The organism is Roseomonas genomospecies 6, assembly GCF_008365375.1.
Classification (GTDB): domain Bacteria; phylum Pseudomonadota; class Alphaproteobacteria; order Azospirillales; family Azospirillaceae; genus Azospirillum.
On record NZ_QOKW01000024.1, the window covers coordinates 23,565 to 49,957 of the forward strand.

Sequence of the window (26,393 nt, forward strand, 5' to 3'; positions counted from 1 at the left end):
CGATCGGACCCCATGCCACGCAGGGATGTTACCAGAGCCGCTTGGAAAAAGCGAAAGCCCTGCCTTTGTTCCCCGATTTGAAACGCTGGCCTGCCCGGCCCTAACGGAGCGTGTCGGCCAGCAGCGCGCCCCGCGACGCCATCATGTACAGCCCCATGTGGTGGGCCGGCTCCTGCGGGTGGGCCGCGGCTTCCGGCAGGCCGAGCGCCTCCGCCGTCTCCGCCGGCAGGTCGTAGGTGGCGCAGCCCGGCTCGTAGACCACCACGTCCTTCAGCGTCGGCATCATTCCATGATTGCGCGCGGACAGCAGGGTCAGGACGAAGTCCATCACGCAGACGTCCGTGCAGATGCCGACCGTGACGACCGACTCCAGACGGTTGCCGTTGACCCAGTCCACCAGCCGGTTGCGCCCGGCCTTCCCCGTGCCGTCGGTATCCGTCGCGCCGATGAAGAAATTGATGCAGTCCTTGGCGATCAGCGTCGCCGACGGTTCCGACTCGAGCCAGGCCAGTTCGGAGACCAGCTCGTCATGGCCGGTGCCGGCCAAGCAGTGAGGGGGATAGGGCGGCTCCGGCCGGTCCGGGTCGTGACGGTCCAGGGAGGCGCAGATCGGCCAGCCGGCCCCGGCGAAACGGCGGGCCAGACGGTCGGTCTCGGCGATCATGCGATCCACCTGGGCGTTCGCCGCCGCCGGGGCGAGCGGGCCGCAGCCGACGGCGGCGAATCCCTTCACCTCGTCGATGATGACCAGACCGGTGCCCCCGGCGGGCATCGCGTAGTCGCCGAGCGCCACCGGGAAGGTGCGGCGGATGGTCTCCAGCGCCTCGTCGCTCCGGGTCAGCAGATCCAGCATGGGTCCTCCTTTTCGAACGGCGGAAACGTCGGTCCTGCGACCCAGGAGCCGCAGCATTCCGCAAGCGTGTCCAAGCACTGCGACATTCTGGCCGGACGCTCGCGCAAGGGTCAGAAAAGATCAATGGGATTCAAGCCTGTCGATCTATTGTTGCAACCGCGCGACATATTCCTGCCAGCGTCCGGACGGTCATGCGACGGAATACCGCAATGCCAAGCCGTGAAACCCGGTCCTCAATAAGGCGTCGCGAAGCTCCTGCCGCAACCATAAGGCACACCAATGGTTCTATCGGCCGAGTTCCTGGGCATGCTTTTGCTGGTCACCAGCGCCGCGGCGCTCGGCCTGTCCATCGTCATCGACGTCGGCCAGGTCACCTCGGAGAAGGCCCGCCAGACGATGATGATGCGTCAGCACGACCGGAAGAGGGCGGCGCTGGGCGAATGGACGCGCAAGCTGGAACAGCGGCAGGAGGAACTGGCCGCCTTCCAGGCCCGCGTCAACGAGGCCAACGGGCGACGGCAGAAGGCGCTGTCGGACATCCGGGCGCTGGAACTCACCAAGGTGGAGTTCGTGCACGAACTGGGCGAGGGCGACGAGGCCAACGGCTTCTGGGTCCGGCTGACCGTGCAGGACGAGTTCCCGTCCATCGAACGGCGCGACGTGATCTTCGCCCGCCAGATCTGGAGCTACCCCAACGTCGCCCATGTCTGGACGGCCTCCGCCGATCAGGCGGCGGCGATGGCGCGCGCCGTCTTCTCCGTGAAGAACGGCGTCCTGCCGAGCATGATCCTCCCGATCGCCCAGGCCCCCGATCCCGACGCGCAAGGGACGGCCGCATGACCGGAATGATGCTCTATCTCAGCCTCGGGCTGATGGTGCTGACGGTGCTGTCCAACCGCTACTGGCGGCGGCAGTTGGAGACCCTGCGCGAAGCCCAGGTCCGCATCCGCGAGAGGATGGAGGAGGTGGGAAAGGACGTGGAGGACATCGCCACCGCCTACGCCCAGATCGCCCAGCGGCACGCCGACGCCGAAAAACGCGCCGTGAAGGCGGAGCAGGACATGCAGGCCGCGCTGCACGAGCTGGAGGCGAAACGGACGTCGCCCATCGTCCGCTACCATGTGTTCGACCGGTCCGAACCGCGTCCGGGCCGCTTCTGGGAGGCCGCGGTGCGCCATGTGCCGACCGACGCCGCGGCCGTGACCGGGCAGCGCGGCTGGGTGGGCATCCGCCGCTGTCTGCTGACCGCCGAAACGGAACGGGACGTGCGCGAGCGCGTTTCCGCCCGCTACCCGCGCAAGGCGGGATTCCAGGTTTTGGAAGTGGTGCCCTGCCGGCTGGCCGGGCTGGCGGTGAACCGCATCCCCGAACTCAGCACCTTCCGCCGGTCCGCCCCGGCGGAGGAAACCGCACGCCCTCCCCGCCGGGCCGCCAGCGGCCGCGGATGAGCGCGCCGGCCCGCGGGAAGAGAACAGCGTCCCCCCTTCCCGCGGACCGCCCGCTTCGGCAGCAGCCTCAGCAGTATTTGCGCAGCATGTCGCGGACCTTGTCCGCCATGTCCGGACGCTTCAGCGCGTGGGCCAGCGTGGCCTCGATGAAGCCGACCTTGTCGCCGCAGTCGTAGCGGGTGCCTTCGAAGCGCAGGCCATGGAAGGGCTGGGTGCCGATCAGCTTGGCCATGGCGTCGGTGAGCTGAATCTCGTTGCCGGCGCCGCGCTGCTGCTTCTCCAGGTGGTCGAACACCTCCGGCTGCAGGATGTAGCGGCCGATGATCGACAGGGTGGAGGGCGCCTCCTCCGGCTTCGGCTTCTCGACGAGGCCGCGGACGGTGGCCAGGCGGCCGTCGTCCTTCTCCACGTCCAGGATGCCGTAGCTGCTGGTCCGCTCGCGCGGGACGTCGACGACGGCGACGACGTTGCCGCCCACCTCGTTGTAGGCGTCCACCATCTGCTTCAGGCAGGGGGTGTCGCCCTGGACGAAATCGTCGGGCAGGACGATGGCGAAGGGATCGTTGCCGATCACCGCGCGCGCGCACCACACGGCGTGGCCCAGACCCAGCGGAACCTGCTGGCGCGTGTAGAAGCAGCGGCCCGGCGCGATCTCGCTGTCGCGCACCACCTCGAGGGCGTCCTGCTTGCCGCGCTCCTCAAGGGTGCGGTTCAGTTCCGTGTCGGCGTCGAAATGGTCTTCGATGGCGCGTTTGCTGCGGCCCGTGACGAACACGAAATCCTCGATGCCGGCGGCCCGCGCCTCTTCCACGGCATGCTGAAGCAGAGGCCGGTCAACCAGAGGCAGCATTTCCTTCGGGATCGCCTTGGTGGCCGGCAGAAAGCGCGTACCGAGACCGGCGACGGGGAACACCACCTTGCGCACAGGCTTTCGCATTGGGGTTCTCTTGTGGTTGCTTGTGGAAATACTTCGAATATGGAGACGATTCGCGGGTTTGCAAAACGCTCGTCCAGCTTTCTGCCACAGTCGATTCGGTGACGCAACTCCCCTTCCGTAACCCGGCAAAAGGTTAGTTGCGAAGCAGCAAATCCTTCGCTTGGTTGATCTTGGCCGCCAAATAGGTGGACCCCCCATGATCTGGGTGCACTTTCATCATCAGCCGTCGGTGTGCGTCCTTTACCTGTTCGGGTGTGGCTCCGGGCGACAGCCCCAGAATCTCATAGGCCTCTTCGCGGGTCATGGCACCGCCGCCAGGAGCACCGCCGCCACCGGACTGCGATGAGCCTTCCCGATCGGCGGTTTCGTCCCGGTCCGCCTGCCAGTCGGGATGGGTGCGGTCCAGCCACGCTTCCAGCACGGAGGCCGATTGCGGGTCGTCGCGCCGGCAGTCGCCGAGCAGCACCCTCAGTTGGTCCGGGGTCAACGACTCCAGCGTCCGCCCGCGCCAGGAGCCGTGCAGCACCTCCCCCGTCATGGCGCCGGTGTCGTGATGCAGCGTCATGCGCAGATACAGCGTCTCGATCCGGGAGGTCTGCCCGCCTGCGGGGCCGCGGGGCGAAGGGCGCAAGGCGTCGCGCAGCGTCCGCCAGCGGGTGAGCAGCGGAAAAGCCAGCGCTCCCAGCATCATGGCGGTGCCCAGCCGCCCGGTCAGGGTCAGGACGACGACCGTCACGACGGCCAGCGCGACTCCACCGTAGCGCACCGCGCTGGCCAACGCGCGCGGATCGGCGGACAGGAAAACGCGGGTCAGCATGGCGAACCCGGCCACCAGCGCGATGCCCAGGAGAAAGTACCCAAACATCCCGCTCTGCCCCATGGTTTCAAAAATCCGCGCTATGATGCATGGGAACGGCCTCCGCGTCCCGCTCCGCCTCGTCCTGGCCGACCGCGCCGGCCAACCGTTCCGGACGGCCTAGCCATGCCCGACCTGGCTGGTGAGCAGCCGCACCGCGTCGCCCCGACCGCGGCTGTAATCCTCCAGCGCCGGCCGCCCGCCCGCCGCGTAGACGGCGACCGCGCTCAGCAGATCCTTCAACTGCTGGGCGGACGAGCCGTCGAACGGGCAATAGGCCCCTCCGCTCAGCCGGGCGATGGTCTGGAAGGCGCGCTTGGCGATCAGGTCCCCGCGCTCGTGGAAGATGAAGACCGGCACGCCGAGAAGCCCCAATTGTCCCGCCTGATGGGCGAGCTGGTCGATGTCCTCCTCCATGCAATCGCCGACGAAGACCAGCGCGTTGACCTTGCGGTCCCGCGTCTGCTTGATGCAGTGCCCCAGCACGCGCCCGATCTGCGTCTGACCGGCCATGCAGGACACCGCGGTCATCCGCCGCAGAAGGTCCTGCGAATTGCCGACCCACGGGCTGGCCTGGCATTCCCGGAATCCGCGGTAGTAGACGAGCTGGATGTCCAGCCCGCCGAGCCCGGCGGTGGCCTGGAACATCTCCCCCTGGATCTGGCAGGCGCGGTCCCAGGTGGGCTCCCGGCTGGCGGTGGCGTCCATGGCGAACATCAGCCGCCCGCGCGGCCCCCCCGCCGCCCGCGGCAACGCCGCCACGCGGCGCAGGAAGTCATCCACCTCGGTCTGCGAGGACCGCTGCTGCGCCGGCAGATGATCGCGTTCCCCCATCGCCCGTTCCCCTTCGCGGCGTGACTGTCCATTCAAGAAGATGGGCGGCCTTGTGGAGTTGGTCCAGATGTGGAGTTGGTTCAGATGGAGCCGGTCCAGACCGCTTTGCGGCTGACGCCTTCCGGGCAACAGGCCATGCGCGGCGTTGGTTCCGCGGCGCAAAACAGCCGCCGGGCTTGCCCCTCCGTCCGCGCCGTGCTTGGGTGGCGGCCATGAGCGACGCCGGTATGACCCTCACCCCCGCCACGCTGCGCGCCCGAATCCTGCACGAGGACGAGGACGTCTTCATCATCGACAAACCCGCCGGGCTGGCCGTGCACAAGGCCGGGCGGATCACCGACCATCTGGATCTCTACCTGCCCTTCCTGGCGGAGGCGGACGGCACGCCGCCGCGGCTGGCCCACCGGCTGGACCGCGACACGGCGGGCTGCCTCGTGCTCGGGCGGTCGCTGCGGGCGCTGAAGCGGCTGGGCGACATGTTCGCCGCCGGCCATGTGGAGAAGACCTATTGGGCGGTCAGCGAAGGCGTCCCGGAGGAGGCGGAGGGCGTCATCGACCACCCGCTGCTGAAGCTGCTGATCCCCGGCGCCTGGAACATCGTGACGCACCCCACGGGCCAGCCCGCCGTCACCCATTACCGGGTGCTGGGCACCGGCAAGGGGGAAGACGGCGGCGGGCGGGCGTGGCTGGAGCTGAAGCCGCGCACCGGGCGCACCCATCAGCTTCGCGTCCACAGCGCGGCCATCGGATGCCCCCTGGTGGGAGAACCCTATTACGGCCCGGTGCGCGTGCCGCCGGGAAACCTGCATCTGCTGGCGCGGTCGGTCACCTTCACCATGGCCTTCGACCGCCCGCCGGTCACCGCCACGGCCCCGGCCCCGCCGCACATGCGGGACGCGCTGGCCGCCTGCGGCTGGACCGGGGAACCGGACTGGTAGGACTCAGCGCCCGACTTCGGTAACACCCTCGGCCAGCCAGACCATGCGGCCAAGCTCCGCGTCGTTGCCGCGCAGGGCCTTGCCCTTGGCGACCACCGTCCGTCCGGTGTTGTCCTGGATCGGCCCGCGGAAGACGGCGGAGTTGCCGTTGGCGAGCTGCATGCGCGCGGCGTCCGCGTGCGCCCGCGCCTCCACCCCCACCGCCGGGCCGTAGGCGGTGTTGCGGACGAAGCCCTGGTCGAAGCCGCCCTGGCGCAGATGCTGCCACGGCTTTCCCGCGGCGATCAGCGAAACGGTCTCGGCGTAGGCCCTCTCCCACGCCCATTCGGCTCCGGTCAGGAAGCCCTGCGGCGCGAAGGCGGAGAGGTCGGTGTGCAGACCGCAGCACATCAGGCCGTGCGCCTCCGCCACCTCGCAGACCGGGCGCGCGCCGTCGAGCTGAGCGGCGAGTACGTCGGCCCCGCCCTCGGCCAGGGCGCGGGCGGCTTCGGCAATCTGCTGCGGGGTGGCTGCTTCGCCCACGAAGGCGACGCGCAGCGCGGTGGCGGAATCGGCGCGCCGGGCACCCAGGGCGAAGGCGTTCACGCAGCGCAGAACATCCGGGGCGGGGTGCGAGGCGACGAGGCCGATGGTCTTCGCCCGGCTGGCGTAGCCGGCGACGATGCCGGAAATGTGCTGCGCCTCGTCCAGATAGCCTTCGAAGAAGCCGGTGTTGACCGGCAGGCGGTCGCGGTCCAGCGGCGCGCCGGAGAACAGGAACACCGTGTCGCGGTGGGCGTCGGCCTGGGCCAGCAGCCCCGGCAGGGCATCCCCGGCGGCGGTGACGATGACGACCCGGCAGCCCTGGGGACCCACCAGCTCCTCCGCCATGGCGGCCAGCGTGCCCGCGGCGTTCTCCCGCTCCTCCAGCCGCAGCCCCGGCAGGCCGGCCAGCGCGTGGGCGGCCTCCGCATGGGCCTGGTTGAAGCCGAAATCCGTACGGTCGCCGCAATAGAGGACGCCGACGCCGAAAGACGGCGCAGCCGCCTGCCCCAGCGCCTGGGGCGCCGTCAGAAGCATGGCCGCCGCCCCGAAGGATCGGAGGACAGCCCGGCGGTTGTGGGTCGATGTCTTCATGCCCGCCTCCCGATGACGGGGGACTATACCCTTCGGATCGTGGTCAAACCAAACAATTCCCCTCAATTCCGGTCAGAACCGCCCGGAAACCGCCCCCGGGAGCGGGAACGGAAGCGGCAACGGAGCACCGTCCGGCCAACCCAGGAGGTGGCTGGCGCAATGGCGGCAATCGCTGCTGCCGAAGCCGGGAAGCGGCACGGGAAGGCCGGACAGCGCCGCGACCAGCGCGCATTCGTGGCCGCCCGGAACGGTCCAGGCGCCCAGCATCCGCCCGGCGCCGGTCAAGCGGTCGATGTGCCAGCGCTCCGTCTTGGCGCGGCGGAAATGGCGGCCCACCCGCGCCCGCAGGCCCCCCGGCCCCCGCGCGCTGCCGCAATAGAGGTAGCGGCCCGGCGCCAGCACCGTTTCGGGCTTTCCCGGCAGGCAGACGGTCAGGTCCCGGTCCAGCGCGATCAGCAGGACGTAGGCGCCGGGGACGGGCGGCAGGCTGTCGGGGCCGTCATGGAAGTGAGGAGCGTGGAATTGCGGATCGGAAAGCATGGTCCCGCCACTCTACGCCCTTGGGGCCGTGTGGGCACCCGCATGATTCCGGCCTTTCGCCCCAGCGGCGCGCTCTGCTATCACGCCCGGATCATGTCTCTGCTCGACCCGCTGTTCCTCCGGCATCTCGACCGCCTCGACCGGCGTCACACGCGCCGCGCGCTGCTGCCCGTCCGTCCGGAGGGGGCGGGGCGCATCCGGCGCGCCGGGCGGACCCTGCTGAACTTCTCCAGCAACGATTACCTCGGCCTCGCGTCCCACCCGCTGCTGGTGGAGCGCGCCTGCGGCTGGGCGCGGCGCTGGGGGGCGGGGTCCACGGCGTCGCGCCTCGTCTGCGGCACGCTGGAGCTTCATGCGGAGGTGGAGACGAAGCTCGCCCGCCTGAAGGGGACGGAGGCGGCGCTGCTGTTCAATTCCGGCTGGCAGGCCAACGCCGCCGTCCTGCCCGCCCTGTTCGACCGGGAGCTTCTGGGCGGGGACGCGCTGGTCTTCACCGACCGGTTGAACCACGCCAGCCTGCATCACGGCTGCGCCGCCGCCGGGGTGCGGCAGATCCGCTTCCGCCACAACGACCTCGACCATCTGGACAGCCTGCTGGCCCAGCGCGCGGGGGAGCCGGGGACGCGCTTCATCGTGACGGAGAGCGTCTTCAGCATGGACGGCGACCGCGCCGACGTGCCCGCGCTGGCCGCGCTGGCCGAGCGGCACGGCGCCTTCCTGTTCCTGGACGAGGCGCACGCGACCGGCGTGCTCGGCCCGCGCGGGATGGGGCTGGCGGCGCTGGGCAATGGGCGCGTGGACCTCGCCATGGGCACCTTCAGCAAGGCGCTGGGCGGCTTCGGCGCCTATGTGGCGGGGTCGAGGGCGCTCTGCGACTATCTGGTGAACCGCTGCGGCGGGCTGATCTACGCCACGGCACTGCCGCCCGCCGTGCTGGGGGCGATGGACGCGGCGCTCGACCTCGTGCCGACGCTGGACGCGGAGCGCGCCCGGCTCCAGGCCATGGCGGAGCGGCTGCGCACCGCCTTCCACGGGCTGGGAATGAACACGGGCGGGTCGAGCACGCAGATCGTCCCCGCCATCACCGGGGCGGAAGAGGATGCTCTGGCTCTCAGCCGGCGGCTGGAGGAGCGCGGCATCCTGGGCATCGCCATCCGTCCGCCGACCGTTCCGCCCGGCACCAGCCGCCTGCGCTTCGCCCTGTCCGCCGCCCACACGGACGCCGACCTGGAGGCGTTGGCGGGTGCGGTGGCCGATGCCTGGAGCCCGCGATGACCGGGCCGCTGTTCGTCCTCGTCCATGGCTGGGGCTTCGGTCCCGGCGTCTGGGACGGTGTGCGCGCGTCCCTGCCGGAGGCGGAGAGCGTGGCGGTCGACCTGGGCTTCTACGGTCCTCTTATCCCTCTCCCGCCCCGGGAGAGGGTGCCCGCGGAGCGGGCGGGTGAGGGTCTTGCGAGGATCAAGGCACCGATCCTCGGCGGTACCCTCACCCTCCCGCCGCCGGGCGGCGGGCCCCTCCCTCTCCCGGGGCGGGAGAGGGGCACTCAAACGCCATGGCCTCGCTCCCGCCCCATCGTCGCAGTCGGTCATTCCTTCGGGGCGCTGTGGCTGCTGCACGAGCGGCCCTTCGCCTGGGACGGGCTGGTGCTGGTCAACGGCTTCCCCCGCTTCACCGAGGGCGACGCCTTCGCCCCGGCCACGCCGCGCCGGGTGCTGGACCGCATGATCGCACGCTTCGACGCCGCGCCGGAGGCGGTCGCCGCGGACTTCCTGCGCCGCTGCGGCTGCGAGGCCCCACCGCCCGAAGGGCTGCAACCGGCCCGGCTGGGCGAGGCGTTGCGGGCCTTGCGCGACTGGGACGCCCGCGCGGCGCTGACCGGCCCGGCGCTGGCCCTGGCGGGTGCGCAGGACCCCATCGTGCCGCCGGCCATGACCGAACAGGCGTTTCGCGGAATCGACACCGTATGGCACCCCGATGGCGGGCATCTGCTGCCGCTGACGGCACCGGATTGGTGCGCGGAGCGGATCGCCGCCTTCGCCGCCGGGCTGTCACGATGAGCGCCGACCCGCGCAAGGCCGCCATCGCCGCCGCCTTCGGCAAGGCCGCCAACCGCTACGAGGACCACGCCGCCGTGCAGCGCATCGCGGCGGAGCGTCTGGCGGAGCGGGTGGCCCGCCTGCCCCTGCCGCACCGCCCGCGCGTGCTGGAGATCGGCTGCGGGACCGGCTTCCTCAGCCGCGCCCTGCGCGAGAGGATCGGCCCGGCGGAGTGGCTGTTCACCGATCTGTCGCCGGACATGCTGGCGCGCTGCCGCGCGGCGCTGGGCGATCCGGGCGATTCCGAATTCCGGATTGTGGACGGGGAAGCACCGGGCCTCGATGGCCCCTTCGACCTCATCGTTTCCAGCCTCGCCCTGCAATGGTTCCGTGATCCCGCAGCCGCTTTGGCGCGCTGGGCCGGGCTGCTGGCGCCGGGTGGCCGCATCGCCGTCGCCACGCTCGCCGCCGACAGCTTCCGGGAGTGGCGGGAGGCCCACCGCGCGCTGGGGCTGGAGGCCGGGGTGCCCGCCTATCCCACACGCCACGACCTCGACCGGCTGTGGCCCGCCGGAGGCACCGGATCGGTGGAGGAGGAGCGGCTGCTCCGCCGCCACGCCGACGGGCTGGAGTTCCTGGCCGAACTGAAGGGCATCGGCGCCCATCTGCCGGCGGAGGGCCGCCGCCCTCTGCCGCCGGGCACCCTGCGCCGCGTGCTGCGCCGGCTGGCACAGCCGGAAGGACTGACCATGACCCACCACATCGCCTACGGCCTGTTCCGCAAGGACGGCCCCCGCCCCAAGGGTGTCTTCGTCACCGGCACCGACACGGGCGTCGGCAAGACGCTGGTGTCCGCCTGCCTCGCGCGGGCCTGGGACGCCGCCTATTGGAAGCCTCTGCAAACCGGCCTGAAGGACGAGCCGGGCGACACCCCCACCGTCGCGGCCCTCGCCGCCCTGCCCCCGGAGCGCGTCCACCCGCCCGCCTACGCGCTGGCCGAGCCGCTGGCCCCGCTGGCCGCGGCGGAGCTGGAGGGCGTCACCATTGACGCCGACGCCCTCGCCCCGCCCGACACCGACCGCCCGCTGGTGGTGGAGGGGGCCGGCGGGCTGATGGTGCCGGTGACGGAGGACGTCTTCATCATCGACCTGATCGCCCGCTTCGGCCTGCCGGTGGTGCTGGTGGCGCGCAGCACGCTGGGCACCATCAACCACACGCTGCTCAGCCTGGAGGCGTTGCGGGCGCGCGGGCTGGCGGTGGCCGGGGTGGTGCTGAACGGCCCGCCCAACCCCGGCAACCGCGCCGCCATCGAACGGTTCGGCAAGGTCCGCGTGCTGGCCGAGATCCCCACGCTCGACCGCATCGACGCCGAATCCGTCGCCGAGGCGGCATCCCTCATTCCTTCCTTCGACAGCGTGTTTCCATGACCGACACCATCGCCCTGGATCGCCGCCACGTCTGGCACCCCTTCACCCAGGCGCAGACCGCACCGGAACCGCTGGCCGTCACCCGCGGCGAGGGGGTCAGCCTGTTCACCGAGGATGGGCGGGAGATCCTGGACCTCATCTCCTCCTGGTGGGTGAACCTGCACGGCCACGCCCATCCGGCCATCGCCGGGGCCATCGCGGAACAGGCCCACAGGCTGGAGCAGGTGATCTTCGCCGACTTCACCCACGCCCCCGCCGCCCGCCTCGCCGCCCGGCTGGCCGAGGTGCTGCCCGGGGACCTCGACCGCGTCTTCTTCTCCGACAACGGTTCGACCGCGGTGGAGGTGGCGCTGAAGCTCGCCTGGCAGTATTGGCGCAACAAGGGCGAGGGCCAGCGCCGCCGCTTCCTGGCCTTCGAGGGCAGCTATCACGGCGACACCTTCGGCGCCATGGCGGCAGGTGTCGGCTCCGGCTTCTACGAGCCGTTCCACGAGCTTCTCTTCGCCGTGGACCGCATGCCCTACCCCGCCACCTGGGACAACGACCCGGAGGTCGAAGCGAAGGAGGCCGCGGCGCTGGACTGGCTCGACCGCTGGCTGGCCGCCAACGGGACGGAGATGGTCGCCGTCATCATCGAACCGCTGGTCCAGGGTGCGGCGGGCATGCGCTTCTGCCGTCCGGAGTTCCTGCGGGCCATGGCCGCGCGGGTGCGGGCGGCGGGCGCGCTGGTGATCTTCGACGAGGTGATGACCGGCTTCGGCCGCACCGGCGCCCTGTTCGCCAGCCAAAAGGCCGGGGTGGCGCCGGACCTGATCTGCCTGTCCAAGGGGCTGACCGGCGGCTTCCTCCCGCTGTCCGTCACAGCCTGCGGCGAGGCGGTCTACGAGGCGTTCAAGGGCGCCGGTTTCGACCGGGCCTTCGCCCACGGCCACAGCTTCACCGCCAACCCGCTGGGCTGCGCGGCCGCGCTGGCCTCGCTCGACCTGACCAGCTCGGCGGAGACCGCCGCGAACCTCGCGCGCATCGAGGAGCGGCACCGCGCCGCCATCGCCGAGCTGTCCGGCCACCCGAAGCTGTCGCGCGGGCGCGTCATGGGCACCATCGCCGCCATCGAGGTGACCGACGCGCAGGGCTACACCGCCGCGGTCGGGCAGACGCTGAAGCGCTTCTTCCTGGACCGGGGATTGCTGCTGCGCCCGCTCGGCCCCGTGATATACCTGCTGCCGCCCTATTGCGTGACGGACGGACAATTGGACCGCGCCTACACCGCGATCCGCGACGCCGCCGACACCCTTCTCTGATCTGCTTTCCTGAGCCAAGGACCGACCATGCCCGACACCGCCATGCAGACCGCGGACTCCGCCGCTTCCTCCACCGCCCGGCGCTGGACCCGCGAGGACATCCTGGCCCTGTTCGAGCTGCCCTTCATGGAACTGCTGCACCGCGCCCACGAGACGCACCGGCAGTTCCACGACCCCAACAAGGTCCAGCTCTCCACCCTGATGAACATCAAGACCGGCGGCTGTCAGGAGGATTGCAAGTACTGCGCGCAGAGCGTGAAGTACGACACCGGCCTCGCGGCGGAGAAGCTGCTGGACCGCGCCCAGGTGCGCGCCGCCGCGGAGAAGGCCAAACAGGCGGGTGCGGGCCGCTTCTGCATGGGGGCCGCGTGGCGGGAGTTGAAGGACCGCGACGTCGAGAAGATCGCCAACATCGTCCGCGACGTGAAGGACCTGGGGCTGGAAGCCTGCATGACGCTGGGCATGCTGACCCGCCCGCAGGCAGACGCGCTGAAGGATGCGGGGCTCGACTACTACAACCACAACCTCGACACGTCGGAGGAGTTCTACGAGCAGATCGTCTCCACCCACAGCTACCGCGACCGGCTGGACACGCTGGCCAACGTCCGCGACGCCGGGCTGAAGGTCTGCTCCGGCGGCATCGTCGGGCTGGGGGAGAGCCGCGTGGACCGCGCCGGCCTGCTGGAGACGCTGGCGAACCTGTCGCCGCAGCCGGAAAGCGTGCCGATCAACAAGCTGGTGTCGGTCGCGGGCACCCCGCTGGGCGGCGTGGACGCGCTGGACGCCTTCGAGTTCATCCGCACCATCGCGGTGGCCCGCATCCTGATGCCGCGCTCCTACGTCCGCCTGTCGGCGGGCCGCCGCTCGCTCAGCGACGAGGGACAAGCGCTCTGTTTCTATGCCGGCGCGAACTCCATCTTCTATGGGGACAAGCTGCTGACCACCGGCAACCCGGAGCATGAGGCCGACCGGCGGCTGTTCGACCGGCTGGGGCTGGAGGCCGACGGCGGCGCCCACTGACGCGCCGGCGTCCCCGGCCCCTGTGCCAAGAAAAGCCAGGGGGAGGACGCCGAGCATGGACGAGATCGCCGCCAAAGCACCAAAGACCCACTACACATCCGCCGAGGTCACGGCCCTGTCCCATCTCTACAGGGCCGAGATCTACCGAAGCACCGTCTGGCGCACCCGGCTGGACGCCACCACCAACTGGGCGGTCGTCACCACCGGCATCGCCCTGTCGCTGACCTTCAGCAGCGCCACCGCTTCCCCCCTGCCGCTGGTGCTGGTGGGTCTTCTGGTCGCCGTGTTCCTCTACATCGAGGCACGGCGCTACCGCTTCTTCGACTTCTGGCGAATCCGCGCCCATGTGCTGGAGCTGTACTTTCTCGGCCCCATCCTGCGCGGCCAGGGCGACCAGTTCGCCAAGGGCTGGAACGAGACGCTGTTCCAGGATTACCAGCATCCCAACCTGCACATCACCTACCTGGAAGCGGTGGGCCGCCGGCTGCGGCGGAACTACGGCTGGATCTTCCTGATCCAGGTGGTGGCCTATCTGGGCAAGCTGATGATCCACCCGGTCCCGCTGTCGAGCCTGGAGGAACTGTTCGCGCGGGCAACCATCGGGCCGGTGCCGGGGGAGATCGTCCTGCTCTGCGGCCTCGCCTTCCACGGCACCTGGATGGCCATCGCCTTCCGCACCTACCGCAGCCGCCGCGGCGCCGACCGCGAACGCCCGCCCCCGCCGCCCACCGACGCCGTGCTGGATCTGGCGCGCGGTCCTTGAAACCCCACCCCCTCTCCCGCCCCGGGAGAGGGAGGGACCCGCCGCAAAGCGGCGGGAGGGTGAGGGTCCCGACAAGAATCAGCAATTTGATCCTCGGCTTTACCCTCACCCGCCCGCTTCGCGGGCACCCTCTCCCGGGGCGGGAGAGGGGGTTTATCAACCCCTTAGCAGCACCCCAACCGTCCGGCCTGCCCCTTTTGCGCGCCGTGGCATAAATGGGATCAGCACCGTCGCGCTCACGCTATGCAACGGATCGTCTTGTGTTCTCCTTCCGCGGGGGGATAGAAGGTGCACCATCGGATGCGGTTGCGCGGTCATACCAGAAGGACACCCGTTCGCAGGACGGACCTTCCCCGGTTCCCCGCACGACCGACGGCCGGACGACCATAGAGGTGAACGAGGATTTCACGATGGCGAGCCAGGGCGAGAACAAGTGGGTTTACTGCTTCGGTGCCGATGCCACCGAAGGCCGGGCTGACATGAAGAACCTGCTCGGCGGCAAGGGAGCCAATCTGGCCGAGATGGCCAATCTGGGCCTCCCGGTTCCTCCGGGTTTCACCATCACGACCGAGGTCTGCACCTATTTCTATGCCAACGGCCGCAATTATCCGCCGGAGCTGAAGGCCCAGGTGGAAGGCGCGGTGAAGCGGCTGGAGCAGGCCATGGGCGCCACCTTCGGCGATCCGGCCAACCCGCTGCTGGTCTCGGTGCGCTCCGGCGCCCGCGCCTCCATGCCGGGCATGATGGACACGGTGCTGAATCTCGGCCTGAACGACGCGACCGCCGCCGGCCTCGCCAAGCGCTCGGGCGACGCCCGGTTCGCCTACGACAGCTACCGCCGCTTCATCCAGATGTACTCGAACGTGGTGCTCGACGTCGACCACCACCATTTCGAGGAAATCCTGGACAACCACAAGCGCGACAAGAACCACAACCTCGACACCGACCTGAGCGCCGCCGACTGGCAGGCCGTGATCGAGGACTACAAGAAGGCCGTCGAGCACGAACTCGGCAAGCCCTTCCCGCAGGACGTGCAGGAGCAGCTATGGGGCGCCGTCGGCGCCGTGTTCGGCTCCTGGATGAACGCCCGCGCCATCACCTACCGCAAGCTGCACGACATCCCCGCCGATTGGGGCACCGCCGTCAACGTGCAGTGCATGGTGTTCGGCAACATGGGCAACGACTGCGCCACCGGCGTGGCCTTCACCCGCAACCCGTCCACCGGTGAGAACGCCTTCTACGGCGAATACCTCGTCAACGCCCAGGGCGAGGACGTGGTGGCCGGCATCCGCACGCCGCAGCACCTGACCATCGCCGGCAAGGAGGCCAACAAGTCCGACCTCCCCGCCATGGAAGAGGTCATGCCGGAGGTCTTCAACCAGCTCAACGAGGTCCGCCTCACGCTGGAGAAGCACTACCGCGACATGCAGGACATCGAGTTCACGGTCCAGCAGAACAAGCTGTTCATGCTGCAGACCCGCAACGGCAAGCGCACCGCCCCGGCGGCGCTGAAGATCGCCGTCGATCTGGCCGACGAAGGGCTGATCGACAAGGCCGAGGCCGTGCGCCGCATCGATCCGGCCTCGCTCGACCAGCTTCTCCACCCGACGCTGGACCCGAAGGCGGAGCGCAAGGTCATCGCCAAGGGCCTGCCGGCGTCGCCGGGTGCGGCCTCGGGCAAGGTCGTCTTCACCGCCGACGAGGCGGAGACTCTGGCCGGCCAGGGTGAGGCGGTCATCCTCTGCCGCGTCGAGACCTCGCCGGAGGACATCCACGGCATGCACGCCGCCCGCGGCATCCTGACCACCCGCGGCGGCATGACCAGCCACGCCGCCGTGGTGGCCCGCGGCATGGGCCGCGCCTGCGTGTCGGGCGCCGGCGACCTGCGCGTGGACTACAAGTCCAAGACCATGTCGGTTCGCGGCGTCACCATCAAGGAAGGCGACATCGTCACCATCGACGGCTCGACCGGCGAGGTGATGCTGGGCGAGGTGCCGACGATCCAGCCGGAACTGTCGGGCGACTTCGCCACGCTGATGGGCTGGGCCGACTCGCTGCGCCGCATGAAGATCCGCACCAACGCGGAAACCCCGCTGGACGCCCGCACCGCGCGCAAGTTCGGCGCGGAGGGCATCGGCCTGTCGCGCACCGAGCACATGTTCTTCGACCCGGACCGCATCCTGGCGGTGCGCGAGATGATCCTGGCGGAGAGCGAGGCCGGCCGCCGCGCCGCCCTGGCGAAGCTGGAGCCCTTCCAGAAGAAGGACTTCGTCGAGCTGTTCACCATCATGTCGGGCCTGCCGGTGACCATCCGCCTGCTCGACCCGCCGCTGCACGAGTTCCTGCCCAACACCGAGGCGGAGATGGCGGAGGTCGCCAAGGCCACCGGCACCGATCAGCTCCGGGTGAACCACCGCGTGGTGCAGCTCCACGAGGCGAACCCGATGCTCGGCCATCGCGGCTGCCGCCTGGGAATCACCTACCCCGAGATCTACGAGATGCAGGCCCGCGCCATCTTCAGCGCGGTCGCCGAGGTCTCCAAGACCACGGGCGAGACGGTGATGCCGGAGGTCATGATCCCGCTCATCGGCACCAAGAAGGAGCTGGACATCCTCAAGGCCGTCGTGGACCGCGTCGCCAAGGAGGTCATGGATTCGACCGGCGTCCGCTTCGAATACATGGTCGGCACCATGATCGAGCTGCCGCGCGCCGCCCTGAAGGCCGGTGAGATCGCGGAGACGGCGGAGTTCTTCTCCTACGGCACGAACGACCTGACCCAGACGACCTTCGGCCTGTCGCGCGACGACGCCGGCGCCTTCCTGCCGGAGTATCAGCGTCAGGGCATCCTGGAGCACGACCCGTTCCAGACTCTGGACCAGGACGGCGTGGGCGAGCTGATCGCCATCGCCACGGAGCGCGGCCGCAAGGTCCGTCCGAACATCAAGCTCGGCATCTGCGGCGAGCATGGCGGCGATCCGGCCTCCATCTCCTTCTGCGAGAAGGTCGGGCTGGATTACGTGTCCTGTTCGCCCTACCGCGTTCCGATCGCCCGTCTCGCCGCCGCCCAGGCGGCGCTGGACGCCGACACGGTGAAGCGCGACTGACCCGACGACGTGAAGGCCCCCCACCCCGGGGGCCTTCGCTTTTTCTGGGATGTGGTTTCCGTGGACACTGACGCCGCCCTTCCGGCCGGACTCGCCGGTCGGCTGACCGACCGCCTCACCGCCTGTCTCGACGAAGGCGAAGGCCCCGCCTCGGCCCGCGCGGCGGTGGTGGCGGTCCGTTCGGGGCGAAGGGCCTGGACCGCCGGCCTCGCCCGCGGCGGCATGGCGCCTCCGCCCGTCACGGCCCGCTTCCTGGTCTACAGCGTCACCAAGACCCTGACCGCCGCCGCCCTGCTGCGGCTGTGCGGGTGCGGCCTGATCGACCCCGACGCCCCGCTGGACCGCTGGCTGCCGGATTTCCCCCCGGCGGACCGCATCACCCTGGCCCGGCTTCTGGCCCACCGCGCAGGCCTGCGCAATTACGGCGGCAGTCCCGCCTATCACGCCGCCGTCCGGGCGGGGGAGGAGCCCTGGAGCGAGGACGGCTTCCTGGAGCGCTGCCGCGCCGCCGACCTGTTCGCCCCGCCGGGGCAGGAATTCTCCTACTCCAACATCGGCTATCTGCTGGCGAAGCGGGTGCTGGAGCGGGCGTCCGACCTGCCCTTCGCCCAGGCTCTGGAGCGCGAGTTGTTCGGCCCGCTGGGCCTGACCGGCTGGTCGGTGCCCACCGTTCGCGGCGACCTGTCCGGCCTGTGGAGCGGCCCCAGCCCCTATCTCGGCGGCAAGGACGGCCCGCCCGCCGACGTGGCGGCGCTCTACCATCCCGGCTGGGTCGCCCATGGCGTGGTGGCCGCGGCGGCACAGGACATTGCCGAGGTTCTGCACGGCCTCTTCGCGGGCGGCCTGCTGCCCACCGCCTTGGCGGCGCGCATGCACGAGTCCTTCCCGGTGCCGGGGACCATGCGCGGGCGCCCCTGGGTGGAGCCGGGTTACGGCCTCGGCCTGATGGTGGAGCGGGACGGACAGGCGGGACCCTATTGGGGCCACACCGGAGGCGGGCCGGGCGGGTCGGCCTGCGCCTATCACTTCCCCGCGCGCGGACCGGGAGAGGAGCCGCTGACCGTCGCCCTCTTCACCGACGGCGAGGACAACGATCAGGCCGAATGGATGACGGTGGAAGCCGCTGAAATCCTGAGGGGATGATCCCGGGAATCGGGCGGGGAGATGGCCGGCGTGTCAGGGCAGGAGAGTCGCGGCGATATCGTCCATTGTATCAAACATATGTGCGGGGAAACGGGATTTCAGCAGTTCTGGTGTCGCGTAACCCCATGCCACCGCTCCCGCAGCGATGTTGGCCTGCATGGCGGCTTCGATGTCGCGGGTCTCATCGCCGATGGCGATGGCGTCATTCGGAACAACACCGGCCCGTCTCAGAACGCGGCGGAATTTGGATGCCTTTCCAAATATCGATGCGCCACATTCATAGTGATGGACCAAACACGCGTTGTCTGGCCCAAGTATTTTCCGAATGTTCTCCTCGGAATTCGAGCTCACGATTGCGATTGTTACACCGCTCTCGCGCAGCGCACGCAGCAGTTCGGCCGAACCATCGAACAAAGGAATGATTGAGGCGTCACGCCCGGCCAGTTTCCGCATATGATTCGCAATGAACGGCATTTTCCAGGCCGGCACGCCGAGATGGCGGATGATGGTGCGGTTGTCGCGGCCTCGAAGGACATTGAAGTCCTCATCGCTGATCTGTTTGAAACCGTATCGGTCAGCAACCTGATTGAACACGCCTTTCAGCCAGTCTGCACTGTCGGCCAGCGTTCCGTCGAAGTCGAAAATTGCGAGCTTATAACCCATAAGACTATCGTGTTGTGTTTGGGCGGCGGCCGGAATTGCTCAGGAAGGAGCGCCCGCCGAAGTCACTGTACGGTGCCTGCCGAGCAACGCCAAGACGCTCGTCGCGCGGCTGAGAAAGTGCTGGCCGTATTGCCGGTAGAGTCCGTCAGCGCCGGTCGAACAGCTCCATCTCCCCCTCCACGGGGGTGCGCTTCAGCGCCTGGAGATAGTCCATCTCCTGATGCACCGTCTCCCGCTCCGTCTCGGGGCGCAGCAGACGGCGGAAGGCCCGCCCGGTGGCCGGAAAGAAATGGACGCGCCGGCCCTTGTCCCCGCCCAGATCCTGAACGGCCAGCGCCAGCCCTTCCCGCCGCACGTACTCCAGCGCGAAGGCGGCGTTGGCGGCGCCGACGTCCAGGCTGGTGTCGATGACGCGGGCGGCGCCGAACAGCTTGACCTCCATCCGCTCGCGCCGGGCGCCGCGCTCCAGCAGGTCGTTGATGAGCCGCTCCATCGCCACGCTGCCGTAGCGGGTGGCGACCCCGAACCCATCGCCGCCGGAGGGGGAGCCGGGCAGCAGGAAATGGTTCATGCCGCCGACCCGCGCCACCGGATCGTTGATGCAGGCGGCGACGCAGGACCCGAGCGTGGTCACCAGCATGTCGTCGCCACGGCTGGAGATGCGGTGATGGCCCAGGACCACCGGCACCACATAGGCTCCGAACTCGCGGTCGAGGTAGCTGCCGTCCGAGCGCAGCCCGTCGCTCCCCGCGCCGCGCCGGTCGAACCCTGCGGAGGTCTGGAAATGGAACGGTCCGGACAGGGGCATCGTCGTCAGCCTGGATGGGGCGGAAGCTCACGCCACGGTAACCCATGGCACTTAAGGAAAATACAACAGATCCGTATCACCCGCCATCGCCCGCCGCGTCACAGCGGCACGACCCAGGACGCCTCCCGCCCCTTGGGCGCGGCGCGCACCCGCAGCAGCACCCGCTGGCCGGAGTCCAGGCCCGTGAGGTTGCAGCGACGCAGGACGCTCTTGTGGACGAAGACGTCCTTGGCCCCATCGTCCGCGGTGACGAAGCCGAAGCCCTGGTCCGGCTTGAACCATTTCACCGTGCCCGTCACCTCCTCCTCCGGGCCGGGAGCCACGTCGCGGCGGGGCGCGCGGGCGGCGGCGGGGGTCCCCGCGCTCAGCACATCCAGGATGTCGGCCACCTGAGGCCCCTTGGCTCCCGGAACGACCCGGCACAGAAGCTCCGCCCCGTCGCCAATCTCATGCAGTCCGGCGCGGTTGAGGACGGCGATGTGCAGGAAGGCGTCGCCCATCCCTTCCCGAGTCCCGTCCTGCGCCGCCACGAAGCCGAAGCCCTTGGCGGCATCGAACCATTTGACCAGGGCACGGAGCTGAAGGCCCTCACCGGAAAAGGGAGCGGCCGGAACGCCGCCGGACTGCGAATCGGTTGAAGGCAAGGGTCCGAACCTTTCGGTCAAGGCGCCACGCGCGGTGAAACGGAACCGGCGCCGCCCGGCATCGCCGGATCATTCGCCGGGCGTTCATTTAGCCACACAGAAAATAGGGACTCCAGGGTAATTTTTTCGTCACATAGGCTGCGCCCCTCTGGTCACGCCCCCGCTCCAAGGACCATTTCTCCGGATGACGGGTTACAAAAAGGGCTACAATGCTCCAAAGGCCGGAGAAGCAGCCAAACAGGCGCCAAGGCCGAACAGAGGGAGGGAGAACGATCATGGGTGAAGCGGCCCGCAGCCTGCCGGACCAGACCTGGACCCTGGGCTATCCGCCCGATGTGGACTGGAACGCGCCGATTCCGGTCAAACCGCTGACCGCTTTGCTGGAAGATGCGGCGGCGCGTTTCGCGGAGCGTCCCTTCCTGGATTTCATGGGCAAGCGCTCGACCTACGCGGAGGTCGCCCGGATGGTGGACCGCGCCGCCCGCGGTTTCCAGTCGATCGGAGTCGGCAAGGGGGTGCGCGTCGGGCTGTTCCTGCCGAACACGCCCTATTTCGTGATCTGCTATTTCGCGATCCTGAAGGCCGGTGGCACGGTGGTGAACTTCAACCCCCTCTATGCGGAGCGGGAACTGCACCACCAGATCACCGACAGCGGCGTGGAACTGATGGTCACGCTGGACCTGAAGGTGCTCTACGGCAAGATGGAGCGCATGCTGGCCGAATCGGGGCTGAAGCGGCTGGTGATCTGCCCGATGGCCGACATCCTGCCCTTCCCCAAGAATTGGCTGTTCCCCATCGTGAAGCGGGCGGAGGTCGCGCGCATCCCCGCGGACGACCGCCACCTGTCCTTCCGCCGGCTGGTCGCCAACGACGGCAACCCGAAGCCGGTCGCCATCGACCCGGCGGAGGACGTGGCGGTTCTGCAATACACCGGCGGCACCACCGGCGTGCCGAAGGGCGCCATGCTGACCCACGCCAACCTCTACGCCAATTCCGAGCAGTGCGCCCTGTGGTTCGTCGGCGCGCGGCAGGGGCAGGAGCGGATGCTGGGCGTGCTGCCCTTCTTCCACGTCTTCGCCATGACGGTAGTGATGAACTTCAGCATCCGCATCGGGGCGGAGATCGTGATGCTCCCCCGCTTCGAGCTGGATCAGGTGATGGAAACCATCCACGCCAAGAAACCGACGCTGTTCCCCGCGGTGCCGACCATCTACACGGCGATCAACCACCACAGGCATCTGGAGAAATACGACCTCTCCTCGATCCGCTATTGCCTGTCGGGCGGCGCCCCGCTGCCGGTCGAGGTGAAGGAGGCGTTCGAGCGGAACACCGGCTGCGTGCTGGTGGAGGGCTACGGCCTGTCCGAATCCTCGCCGGTCGCCACGGCCAATCCGATCACCGGCATGAACAAGGCAGGGTCCATCGGCTTGCCCCTGCCTGCCACCCTGATCGAGATCGTCAGCCTGGAGGAGCCGCGCCGCGTCCTCCCCATCGGCGAGAAGGGCGAGGTCTGCATCCGCGGCCCGCAGGTGATGAAGGGCTACTGGAACAAGCCGTCCGAAACCGCCCTGACCCTGGTGGACGGGCGTCTGCACACCGGCGACGTCGGCTATATGGACGAGGACGGCTACACCCACATCGTGGACCGCATCAAGGACATGATCCTGTGCAGCGGCTTCAACGTCTACCCGCGCAACGTGGAGGAGGCGATCTACCTGCACCCCGCCGTGGCCGAATGCGTGGTCGCCGGCCTGCCCGACGAGTACCGCGGCCAGACGGTGAAGGCCTACATCCGCGTCGATGACGGCAAGACCCTGACGCGGGACGAACTGATCGACTTCCTGAAGGACAAGCTCTCCCCCATCGAGATGCCGAAGGTGGTCGAGTTCCGCGGCGAACTGCCCAAGACCATGATCGGCAAGCTGTCCCGCAAGGCCCTGCTGGACGAGGAGGAGGCGCGGCGGAAAGGCACGAAAGGAACGGCGTGACCTTTCGGGGCCGCATCCTCCAGAGCCGCAAGGCGGCCATACGCCCCACCCCACCTTGCGGCCCCGCCCCCCGGACCCTATAAGGACGCTCGTCCTTTCTTTCGGTCCGGCGGCAAGGAAAAGCGCATGATCGTGGTCACCGGTGGGGCCGGTTTCATCGGCTCGAACCTCGTGGCGGCCCTGGCCGCGCGCGGGATCACCAACGTCGCGGTGATCGACCGCTTCGGCGATGGGGAGAAGTGGCAGAATCTCGCCAAGCGGGAACTCGCCACCCTCGTCGCGCCGGAGAACGCGTTGGCCTTCCTCGACCAGCACGCCGCGGAGATCGACGTGATCTTCCACCTCGGCGCCATCTCGGCGACGACGGAGCGCGACGTGGACAAGATCGTCGCCAACAACGTGGCGCTGACCCTGGACCTGTGGCGCTGGTGCTCCTGGCGGGGCGCGCGGCTGATCTACGCCTCCTCCGCCGCGACCTACGGCGACGGCTCCGCCGGCTTCGACGACGACGGGTCGCCGGAGGCGCTGGCGGGCCTGCGCCCGCTGAACGCCTACGGCTGGTCCAAGCACCTGATCGACCGCCGCGTCGCCCGCGTGGTGGCGGAGGGCGACATCATCCCGCCGCAATGGGCCGGGCTGAAGTTCTTTAACGTCTATGGCCCGAACGAGCGGCACAAGGACGACATGATGAGCGTCGTCGCCAAGCTGCACCCCCGGCTCATGGCCGGCGAACCGGCGCGCCTCTTCAAGTCGCACCGCCCGGATTTCGAGGACGGCGGGCAGTTCCGCGACTTCATCTACGTGGACGACTGCGTGGCCGTGATGCTGTGGCTGTACGACAACCCGCAGGTCAGCGGCCTGTTCAACGTCGGCACCGGCAAGGCCCGCAGCTTCAAGGATCTGGCGCTCGCCACCTTCGCCGCGCTGGGGCTGGAGCCGCGCGTGGAGTATTTCGACATGCCCGAAGCGCTCCAGGGCAAGTACCAGTATTTCACCGAGGCCCGGACCGACCGCCTGCGCGCCGCCGGGTTCGACCGGCCCTTCACCGAGCTGGAGGAGGGCGTGCGCCGCTACGTTCAGGATTTCCTGTCGCAGCCCGACCCCTACCGCTGACGGTCCCGCCTCCCCCACCGATGGGGGAAACGCACAAACAACATAAGGCACCCGCCGCGCATGCTCGCCATCGCCTTCCCCGCCATCGACCCCGTGGCGTTCGAACTCGGGCCGATCGTCATCCGCTGGTACGCGCTGGCCTATCTGGCGGGCTTCGTGCTGGGCTGGCGCTACTGTCTGGCGCTGGCCCGCGGCAACCCGGGCCGCCCCTCGGCGGAGGATTACGACGACTTCCTGACCTGGGCCGTGGTGGGCGTCATCCTGGGCGGGCGCATCGGTTACGTGCTGTTCTACAACCTGCCCTTCTACCTCCAGAATCCGCTGGACGCGCTGATGGTCTGGCATGGCGGCATGTCCTTCCACGGCGGGCTGATCGGCGTCCTGGGCGCGATCCTGCTGTTCTGCTGGAAGCGGGGCCTGTCGCCGCTGGCCTTCGGCGACCTGATCGCCGCGGCAGCCCCGATCGGGTTGTTCTTCGGCCGCATCGCCAACTTCATCAACGGCGAGCTCTATGGCCGTCCGGCGCCGGACGTCTCCTGGGCGGTGGTGTTTCCGCGCGACCCGATCCAAGTGCCGCGTCACCCCAGCCAGCTCTATGAAGCCGTGCTGGAGGGAGCGGTTCTGTTCGTCCTGCTCGCCATCCTGGTGCGGATGCCCGGCGTGCGCGGGCGGCCCGGCATGACGGCGGGCGTCTTCTTCATCGGCTACGGCCTGTCGCGCATCGTCGCGGAGTTCTTCCGCGAGCCCGACCCGCAGCTCGGCTTCCTGTACGCCGGGGCGACCATGGGCCAGCTTCTGTCGGTGCCGATGGTGCTGTTCGGCGTCTGGCTGGTCGCCCAGGCCCGCCGCCCCGCCGCCGCCTGAACCTGGGAGGCCCCGCCATGAGTGACGCCCCGGACAGCCTCGCCCATCACCTCGCCCGCCGCATCCTGATGGACGGGCCACTGTCGGTCGCCGCCTTCATGGCGGAGGCGCTGGGCCACCCGCGTTTCGGCTACTACATGCGCCAGGACCCCTTCGGCGTGTCCGGCGACTTCACCACCGCCCCGGAAATCAGCCAGATGTTCGGCGAGCTGGCCGGGCTGTGGTGCGTCGACACCTGGGCGCGGCTGGGCGGCCCCGCTCCCTTCCATCTGGTGGAGCTTGGGCCGGGCCGCGGCACGCTGATGCAGGACGCCCTGCGCGCCGCCGCGGTGGTTCCGGCCTTCCGCGAGGCGGCACAGGTCCATCTGGTAGAGACCAGCCCGACCCTGCGCGCCCGCCAGCGGGAAACCCTGACCGGCGTTCCCGTCCTGTGGCACGACCGGCTGGAGGACGTTCCCGAAGGCCCCACCCTGATCCTCGCCAACGAATTCTTCGACGCCCTGCCCATCCGGCAGGTGCAGAAGACCAACCACGGCTGGTTCGAGCGGCTGATCGACCTGGACCCGGCCTCCTCCGCCGACGAGCCGCGCTTCCGTTTCGTTCTGGAGGCCTTCGGCAGCGCCGGCGCCCGCCTGATCCCGCCGGCCCTGCGCGACGCGCCGGAGGGCAGCGTGGTCGAGGTCTCCCCCGCCTCCCAGGCGGTGGCCCGGCTGATCGGGGAGCGGCTGGCCGCCCATCCCGGCGCGGCGCTGGTGATCGACTACGGCTACCGCGGCGGGCCGGCGGTCGGCGACACGCTCCAGGCGCTGCGCCGCCACGCCTACGCCCCGGTGCTGGAGGCGCCGGGCGAGGCCGACCTGACCGCGCATGTGGACTTCGCCGCCATCGCCACCGCCGCGCGCGACGGCGGGGCGGAGAGCTTCGGCCCGGTCGACCAGGGCGACTGGCTGGTCCGGCTGGGCATCGAGCCGCGCGCCGCCGCGCTGAAGCGCAGCGCCACGGCGAAGCAGGCCGCCGACATCGACGCGGCGCTGGCCCGCTTGATCGCGCCGGACCGAATGGGCACCCTCTTCAAGGCTCTGGCGCTCGCCTCCCCTGGCTTGGGAAGCCCGGCGGGCTTCGAGAGTCCTTGAAAGCATCACAACAAAGAGACCGCGACAGCAAAGGGACGGGTTCGTGATTACGCTTGGCGCGCTGAACGACATCACACACATCCGACACGCCTTCTTCACCCGAACCGGCGGCGTGTCCACGGGGCTGTACGCCTCGCTGAACGTCGGCTTCGGGTCCGGGGACGCGCCGGCCGCGGTGGCGGAGAACCGCGCGCGTGCCGCCGCCCGGCTGGACGTGCCGCCGGAACGACTGGTCACCTGCTATCAGGTGCACAGCCCGACCTGCGTCGCCGTCACCGAGCCCTGGACGCCGGATCAGGCGCCCCACGCCGACGCCATGGCGACCGACCGTCCGGGCATCGCGCTGGGCATCCTGACCGCCGACTGCGCGCCGGTGCTGTTCGCCGACGAGAAGTCCCGCGTGATCGGCGCGGCCCACGCCGGCTGGAAGGGCGCCAAGGGCGGCGTGCTGGAGGCGACCATCGCCCGCATGGAGGAGCTGGGCGCCAAGCGGAGCCGCATCGTCGCCGCCATCGGCCCCTGCATCGCCCAGCGCTCCTACGAGGTCGGGCCGGAGTTCCCCGCCCCCTTCCTGTCGGAAGACCCGCGCAACCGCGACTATTTCGCCCCGGCCCGCCGGCCGGAGCATTTCCTGTTCGATCTCGCCGGCTACGTCACCCGCCGGCTGGGCGATGCCGGGGTGGAGATCATCCAGCGCTGCCCGAACGACACGGTGGTCGAGGAGGACCGCTTCTTCAGCTACCGCCGGTCCTGCCTGCGCGGCGAGAAGGACTATGGGCGCGGCCTGTCGGCCATCGTCCTCCAAGGCTGAGCGCGAGAGGAAGCACACCCCCTCAACTGTTCTTACCTCTGACTGATTGCCAT

General features: G+C 69.5%; 25 protein-coding genes. 16 read left to right on the forward strand and 9 right to left on the reverse strand.

Annotation, left to right across the window (positions count from 1 at the left end; all coding sequences use genetic code 11):
- Window positions 1-100 precede the first annotated feature (100 nt).
- Window positions 101-853: an isochorismatase family protein gene (locus DS843_RS23650; protein WP_149471295.1), complete on the reverse strand. Its 753-nt coding sequence runs from the start codon at window positions 851-853 to the stop codon at window positions 101-103.
- Window positions 854-1,132: 279 nt separating this feature from the next.
- Between DS843_RS23650 and DS843_RS23660 the strand changes: the two genes are divergently transcribed.
- Together DS843_RS23660 and DS843_RS23665 are read left to right on the forward strand one after the other, a co-directional pair.
- Complete coding sequence (locus DS843_RS23660; protein WP_149471296.1) at window positions 1,133-1,693, forward strand: hypothetical protein; 561 nt, start codon at window positions 1,133-1,135, stop codon at window positions 1,691-1,693.
- The gene (locus DS843_RS23665) at window positions 1,690-2,301 is read left to right on the forward strand and encodes a hypothetical protein (protein ID WP_149471297.1); all 612 of its coding nucleotides are present in this window, start codon (window positions 1,690-1,692) and stop codon (window positions 2,299-2,301) included. Before DS843_RS23660 ends, DS843_RS23665 begins: the two co-directional genes overlap by 4 nt.
- 67 nt (window positions 2,302-2,368) lie before the next feature.
- On the opposite strand, the gene galU is transcribed toward DS843_RS23665, so the two are convergent.
- From galU to DS843_RS23680, 3 genes are all read right to left on the reverse strand, one after another.
- Entirely contained in the window at window positions 2,369-3,238 is an 870-nt protein-coding gene (gene galU / locus DS843_RS23670; RefSeq protein ID WP_149471298.1) for a UTP--glucose-1-phosphate uridylyltransferase GalU, read from the reverse strand.
- Window positions 3,239-3,371: 133 nt separating this feature from the next.
- Window positions 3,372-4,103, reverse strand: coding sequence for a DnaJ domain-containing protein (locus DS843_RS31895; protein WP_167525439.1), 732 nt, complete (start codon window positions 4,101-4,103; stop codon window positions 3,372-3,374).
- Window positions 4,104-4,214: 111 nt separating this feature from the next.
- On the reverse strand, window positions 4,215-4,928 hold the full coding sequence (locus DS843_RS23680) for a VWA domain-containing protein (RefSeq protein WP_149471300.1): 714 nt from the start codon (window positions 4,926-4,928) through the stop codon (window positions 4,215-4,217).
- Between the two features lie 212 nt (window positions 4,929-5,140).
- Here DS843_RS23680 and DS843_RS23685 point away from each other — a divergent pair, with 212 nt between their 5' ends.
- Entirely contained in the window at window positions 5,141-5,866 is a 726-nt protein-coding gene (locus DS843_RS23685) for an RluA family pseudouridine synthase (RefSeq protein WP_149471301.1), read from the forward strand.
- A 3-nt stretch (window positions 5,867-5,869) separates the two neighbouring features.
- On the opposite strand, the gene DS843_RS23690 is transcribed toward DS843_RS23685, so the two are convergent.
- Both DS843_RS23690 and DS843_RS23695 read right to left on the reverse strand, forming a co-directional pair.
- Entirely contained in the window at window positions 5,870-6,982 is a 1,113-nt protein-coding gene (locus tag DS843_RS23690) for a BMP family ABC transporter substrate-binding protein (protein ID WP_149471302.1), read from the reverse strand.
- Window positions 6,983-7,054: 72 nt separating this feature from the next.
- Complete coding sequence (locus DS843_RS23695) at window positions 7,055-7,522, reverse strand: GIY-YIG nuclease family protein (RefSeq protein WP_149471303.1); 468 nt, start codon at window positions 7,520-7,522, stop codon at window positions 7,055-7,057.
- Between the two features lie 93 nt (window positions 7,523-7,615).
- On the opposite strand from DS843_RS23695, the gene bioF reads away from it, so the two are divergent.
- The 8 genes from bioF (at window position 7,616) to DS843_RS23735 (ending at window position 18,316) form a co-directional block, all read left to right on the forward strand.
- Window positions 7,616-8,797 (forward strand): 8-amino-7-oxononanoate synthase, encoded by a 1,182-nt coding sequence (gene bioF, locus DS843_RS23700; RefSeq protein WP_149471353.1) that lies wholly within the window; start codon window positions 7,616-7,618, stop codon window positions 8,795-8,797.
- Window positions 8,794-9,579 (forward strand): alpha/beta fold hydrolase, encoded by a 786-nt coding sequence (locus DS843_RS23705; RefSeq protein WP_149471304.1) that lies wholly within the window; start codon window positions 8,794-8,796, stop codon window positions 9,577-9,579. Before bioF ends, DS843_RS23705 begins: the two co-directional genes overlap by 4 nt.
- Window positions 9,576-10,985, forward strand: coding sequence for a dethiobiotin synthase (gene bioD, locus DS843_RS23710; protein WP_149471305.1), 1,410 nt, complete (start codon window positions 9,576-9,578; stop codon window positions 10,983-10,985). The genes DS843_RS23705 and bioD overlap by 4 nt, the downstream gene beginning before the upstream one ends.
- A complete protein-coding gene (gene bioA, locus DS843_RS23715) occupies window positions 10,982-12,286 on the forward strand; it encodes an adenosylmethionine--8-amino-7-oxononanoate transaminase (RefSeq protein WP_149471306.1) in 1,305 nt (434 codons plus the stop codon). Before bioD ends, bioA begins: the two co-directional genes overlap by 4 nt.
- 27 nt (window positions 12,287-12,313) lie before the next feature.
- On the forward strand, window positions 12,314-13,306 hold the full coding sequence (gene bioB / locus DS843_RS23720; protein WP_149471307.1) for a biotin synthase BioB: 993 nt from the start codon (window positions 12,314-12,316) through the stop codon (window positions 13,304-13,306).
- A gap of 55 nt (window positions 13,307-13,361) precedes the next feature.
- Window positions 13,362-14,069, forward strand: a complete 708-nt coding sequence (locus tag DS843_RS23725) for a DUF2270 domain-containing protein (RefSeq protein WP_149471308.1) — start codon at window positions 13,362-13,364, stop codon at window positions 14,067-14,069.
- 410 nt (window positions 14,070-14,479) lie between these two features.
- Complete coding sequence (gene ppdK, locus DS843_RS23730; protein ID WP_149471354.1) at window positions 14,480-17,173, forward strand: pyruvate, phosphate dikinase; 2,694 nt, start codon at window positions 14,480-14,482, stop codon at window positions 17,171-17,173.
- Window positions 17,174-17,233: 60 nt separating this feature from the next.
- Complete coding sequence (locus DS843_RS23735; protein WP_286192282.1) at window positions 17,234-18,316, forward strand: serine hydrolase domain-containing protein; 1,083 nt, start codon at window positions 17,234-17,236, stop codon at window positions 18,314-18,316.
- 33 nt (window positions 18,317-18,349) lie between these two features.
- Here the strand turns inward: DS843_RS23735 and DS843_RS23740 are convergent, their stop codons facing one another.
- The 3 genes from DS843_RS23740 to DS843_RS23750 all read right to left on the reverse strand — a co-directional run bounded on the left by DS843_RS23740 (window position 18,350) and on the right by DS843_RS23750 (window position 20,431).
- Complete coding sequence (locus DS843_RS23740; RefSeq protein WP_149471309.1) at window positions 18,350-18,979, reverse strand: HAD hydrolase-like protein; 630 nt, start codon at window positions 18,977-18,979, stop codon at window positions 18,350-18,352.
- Window positions 18,980-19,124: 145 nt separating this feature from the next.
- Window positions 19,125-19,787, reverse strand: a complete 663-nt coding sequence (locus DS843_RS23745; protein ID WP_149471310.1) for a chemotaxis protein — start codon at window positions 19,785-19,787, stop codon at window positions 19,125-19,127.
- Window positions 19,788-19,885: 98 nt separating this feature from the next.
- Window positions 19,886-20,431: a cold-shock protein gene (locus tag DS843_RS23750; RefSeq protein WP_167525440.1), complete on the reverse strand. Its 546-nt coding sequence runs from the start codon at window positions 20,429-20,431 to the stop codon at window positions 19,886-19,888.
- A gap of 275 nt (window positions 20,432-20,706) precedes the next feature.
- Between DS843_RS23750 and DS843_RS23755 the strand changes: the two genes are divergently transcribed.
- The 5 genes from DS843_RS23755 (at window position 20,707) to pgeF (ending at window position 26,340) form a co-directional block, all read left to right on the forward strand.
- Complete coding sequence (locus tag DS843_RS23755; RefSeq protein WP_149471312.1) at window positions 20,707-22,419, forward strand: long-chain-fatty-acid--CoA ligase; 1,713 nt, start codon at window positions 20,707-20,709, stop codon at window positions 22,417-22,419.
- 126 nt (window positions 22,420-22,545) lie between these two features.
- Complete coding sequence (gene rfaD / locus DS843_RS23760; RefSeq protein ID WP_149471313.1) at window positions 22,546-23,532, forward strand: ADP-glyceromanno-heptose 6-epimerase; 987 nt, start codon at window positions 22,546-22,548, stop codon at window positions 23,530-23,532.
- 60 nt (window positions 23,533-23,592) lie between these two features.
- The gene (lgt, locus tag DS843_RS23765; RefSeq protein WP_149471314.1) at window positions 23,593-24,396 is read left to right on the forward strand and encodes a prolipoprotein diacylglyceryl transferase; all 804 of its coding nucleotides are present in this window, start codon (window positions 23,593-23,595) and stop codon (window positions 24,394-24,396) included.
- 17 nt (window positions 24,397-24,413) lie between these two features.
- Window positions 24,414-25,529, forward strand: coding sequence for a class I SAM-dependent methyltransferase (locus tag DS843_RS23770; RefSeq protein ID WP_149471315.1), 1,116 nt, complete (start codon window positions 24,414-24,416; stop codon window positions 25,527-25,529).
- Window positions 25,530-25,572: 43 nt separating this feature from the next.
- Window positions 25,573-26,340, forward strand: a complete 768-nt coding sequence (pgeF, locus tag DS843_RS23775; RefSeq protein ID WP_149471316.1) for a peptidoglycan editing factor PgeF — start codon at window positions 25,573-25,575, stop codon at window positions 26,338-26,340.
- The last annotated feature ends 53 nt before the right edge of the window (window positions 26,341-26,393 follow it).

What these genes read in the sequence shown, in the direction of transcription:
- DS843_RS23650 (WP_149471295.1), bottom strand. Translation starts at nt 853, where the DNA reads ATGCTGGATCTGCTGACCCGGAGCGACGAGGCGCTGGAGACCATCCGC.
- DS843_RS23660 (WP_149471296.1), top strand. Translation starts at nt 1,133, where the DNA reads ATGGTTCTATCGGCCGAGTTCCTGGGCATGCTTTTGCTGGTCACCAGC.
- DS843_RS23665 (WP_149471297.1), top strand. Translation starts at nt 1,690, where the DNA reads ATGACCGGAATGATGCTCTATCTCAGCCTCGGGCTGATGGTGCTGACG.
- galU (WP_149471298.1), bottom strand. Translation starts at nt 3,238, where the DNA reads ATGCGAAAGCCTGTGCGCAAGGTGGTGTTCCCCGTCGCCGGTCTCGGT.
- DS843_RS31895 (WP_167525439.1), bottom strand. Translation starts at nt 4,103, where the DNA reads ATGTTTGGGTACTTTCTCCTGGGCATCGCGCTGGTGGCCGGGTTCGCC.
- DS843_RS23680 (WP_149471300.1), bottom strand. Translation starts at nt 4,928, where the DNA reads ATGGGGGAACGCGATCATCTGCCGGCGCAGCAGCGGTCCTCGCAGACC.
- DS843_RS23685 (WP_149471301.1), top strand. Translation starts at nt 5,141, where the DNA reads ATGAGCGACGCCGGTATGACCCTCACCCCCGCCACGCTGCGCGCCCGA.
- DS843_RS23690 (WP_149471302.1), bottom strand. Translation starts at nt 6,982, where the DNA reads ATGAAGACATCGACCCACAACCGCCGGGCTGTCCTCCGATCCTTCGGG.
- DS843_RS23695 (WP_149471303.1), bottom strand. Translation starts at nt 7,522, where the DNA reads ATGCTTTCCGATCCGCAATTCCACGCTCCTCACTTCCATGACGGCCCC.
- bioF (WP_149471353.1), top strand. Translation starts at nt 7,616, where the DNA reads ATGTCTCTGCTCGACCCGCTGTTCCTCCGGCATCTCGACCGCCTCGAC.
- DS843_RS23705 (WP_149471304.1), top strand. Translation starts at nt 8,794, where the DNA reads ATGACCGGGCCGCTGTTCGTCCTCGTCCATGGCTGGGGCTTCGGTCCC.
- bioD (WP_149471305.1), top strand. Translation starts at nt 9,576, where the DNA reads ATGAGCGCCGACCCGCGCAAGGCCGCCATCGCCGCCGCCTTCGGCAAG.
- bioA (WP_149471306.1), top strand. Translation starts at nt 10,982, where the DNA reads ATGACCGACACCATCGCCCTGGATCGCCGCCACGTCTGGCACCCCTTC.
- bioB (WP_149471307.1), top strand. Translation starts at nt 12,314, where the DNA reads ATGCCCGACACCGCCATGCAGACCGCGGACTCCGCCGCTTCCTCCACC.
- DS843_RS23725 (WP_149471308.1), top strand. Translation starts at nt 13,362, where the DNA reads ATGGACGAGATCGCCGCCAAAGCACCAAAGACCCACTACACATCCGCC.
- ppdK (WP_149471354.1), top strand. Translation starts at nt 14,480, where the DNA reads ATGGCGAGCCAGGGCGAGAACAAGTGGGTTTACTGCTTCGGTGCCGAT.
- DS843_RS23740 (WP_149471309.1), bottom strand. Translation starts at nt 18,979, where the DNA reads ATGGGTTATAAGCTCGCAATTTTCGACTTCGACGGAACGCTGGCCGAC.
- DS843_RS23745 (WP_149471310.1), bottom strand. Translation starts at nt 19,787, where the DNA reads ATGCCCCTGTCCGGACCGTTCCATTTCCAGACCTCCGCAGGGTTCGAC.
- DS843_RS23755 (WP_149471312.1), top strand. Translation starts at nt 20,707, where the DNA reads ATGGGTGAAGCGGCCCGCAGCCTGCCGGACCAGACCTGGACCCTGGGC.
- rfaD (WP_149471313.1), top strand. Translation starts at nt 22,546, where the DNA reads ATGATCGTGGTCACCGGTGGGGCCGGTTTCATCGGCTCGAACCTCGTG.
- lgt (WP_149471314.1), top strand. Translation starts at nt 23,593, where the DNA reads ATGCTCGCCATCGCCTTCCCCGCCATCGACCCCGTGGCGTTCGAACTC.
- DS843_RS23770 (WP_149471315.1), top strand. Translation starts at nt 24,414, where the DNA reads ATGAGTGACGCCCCGGACAGCCTCGCCCATCACCTCGCCCGCCGCATC.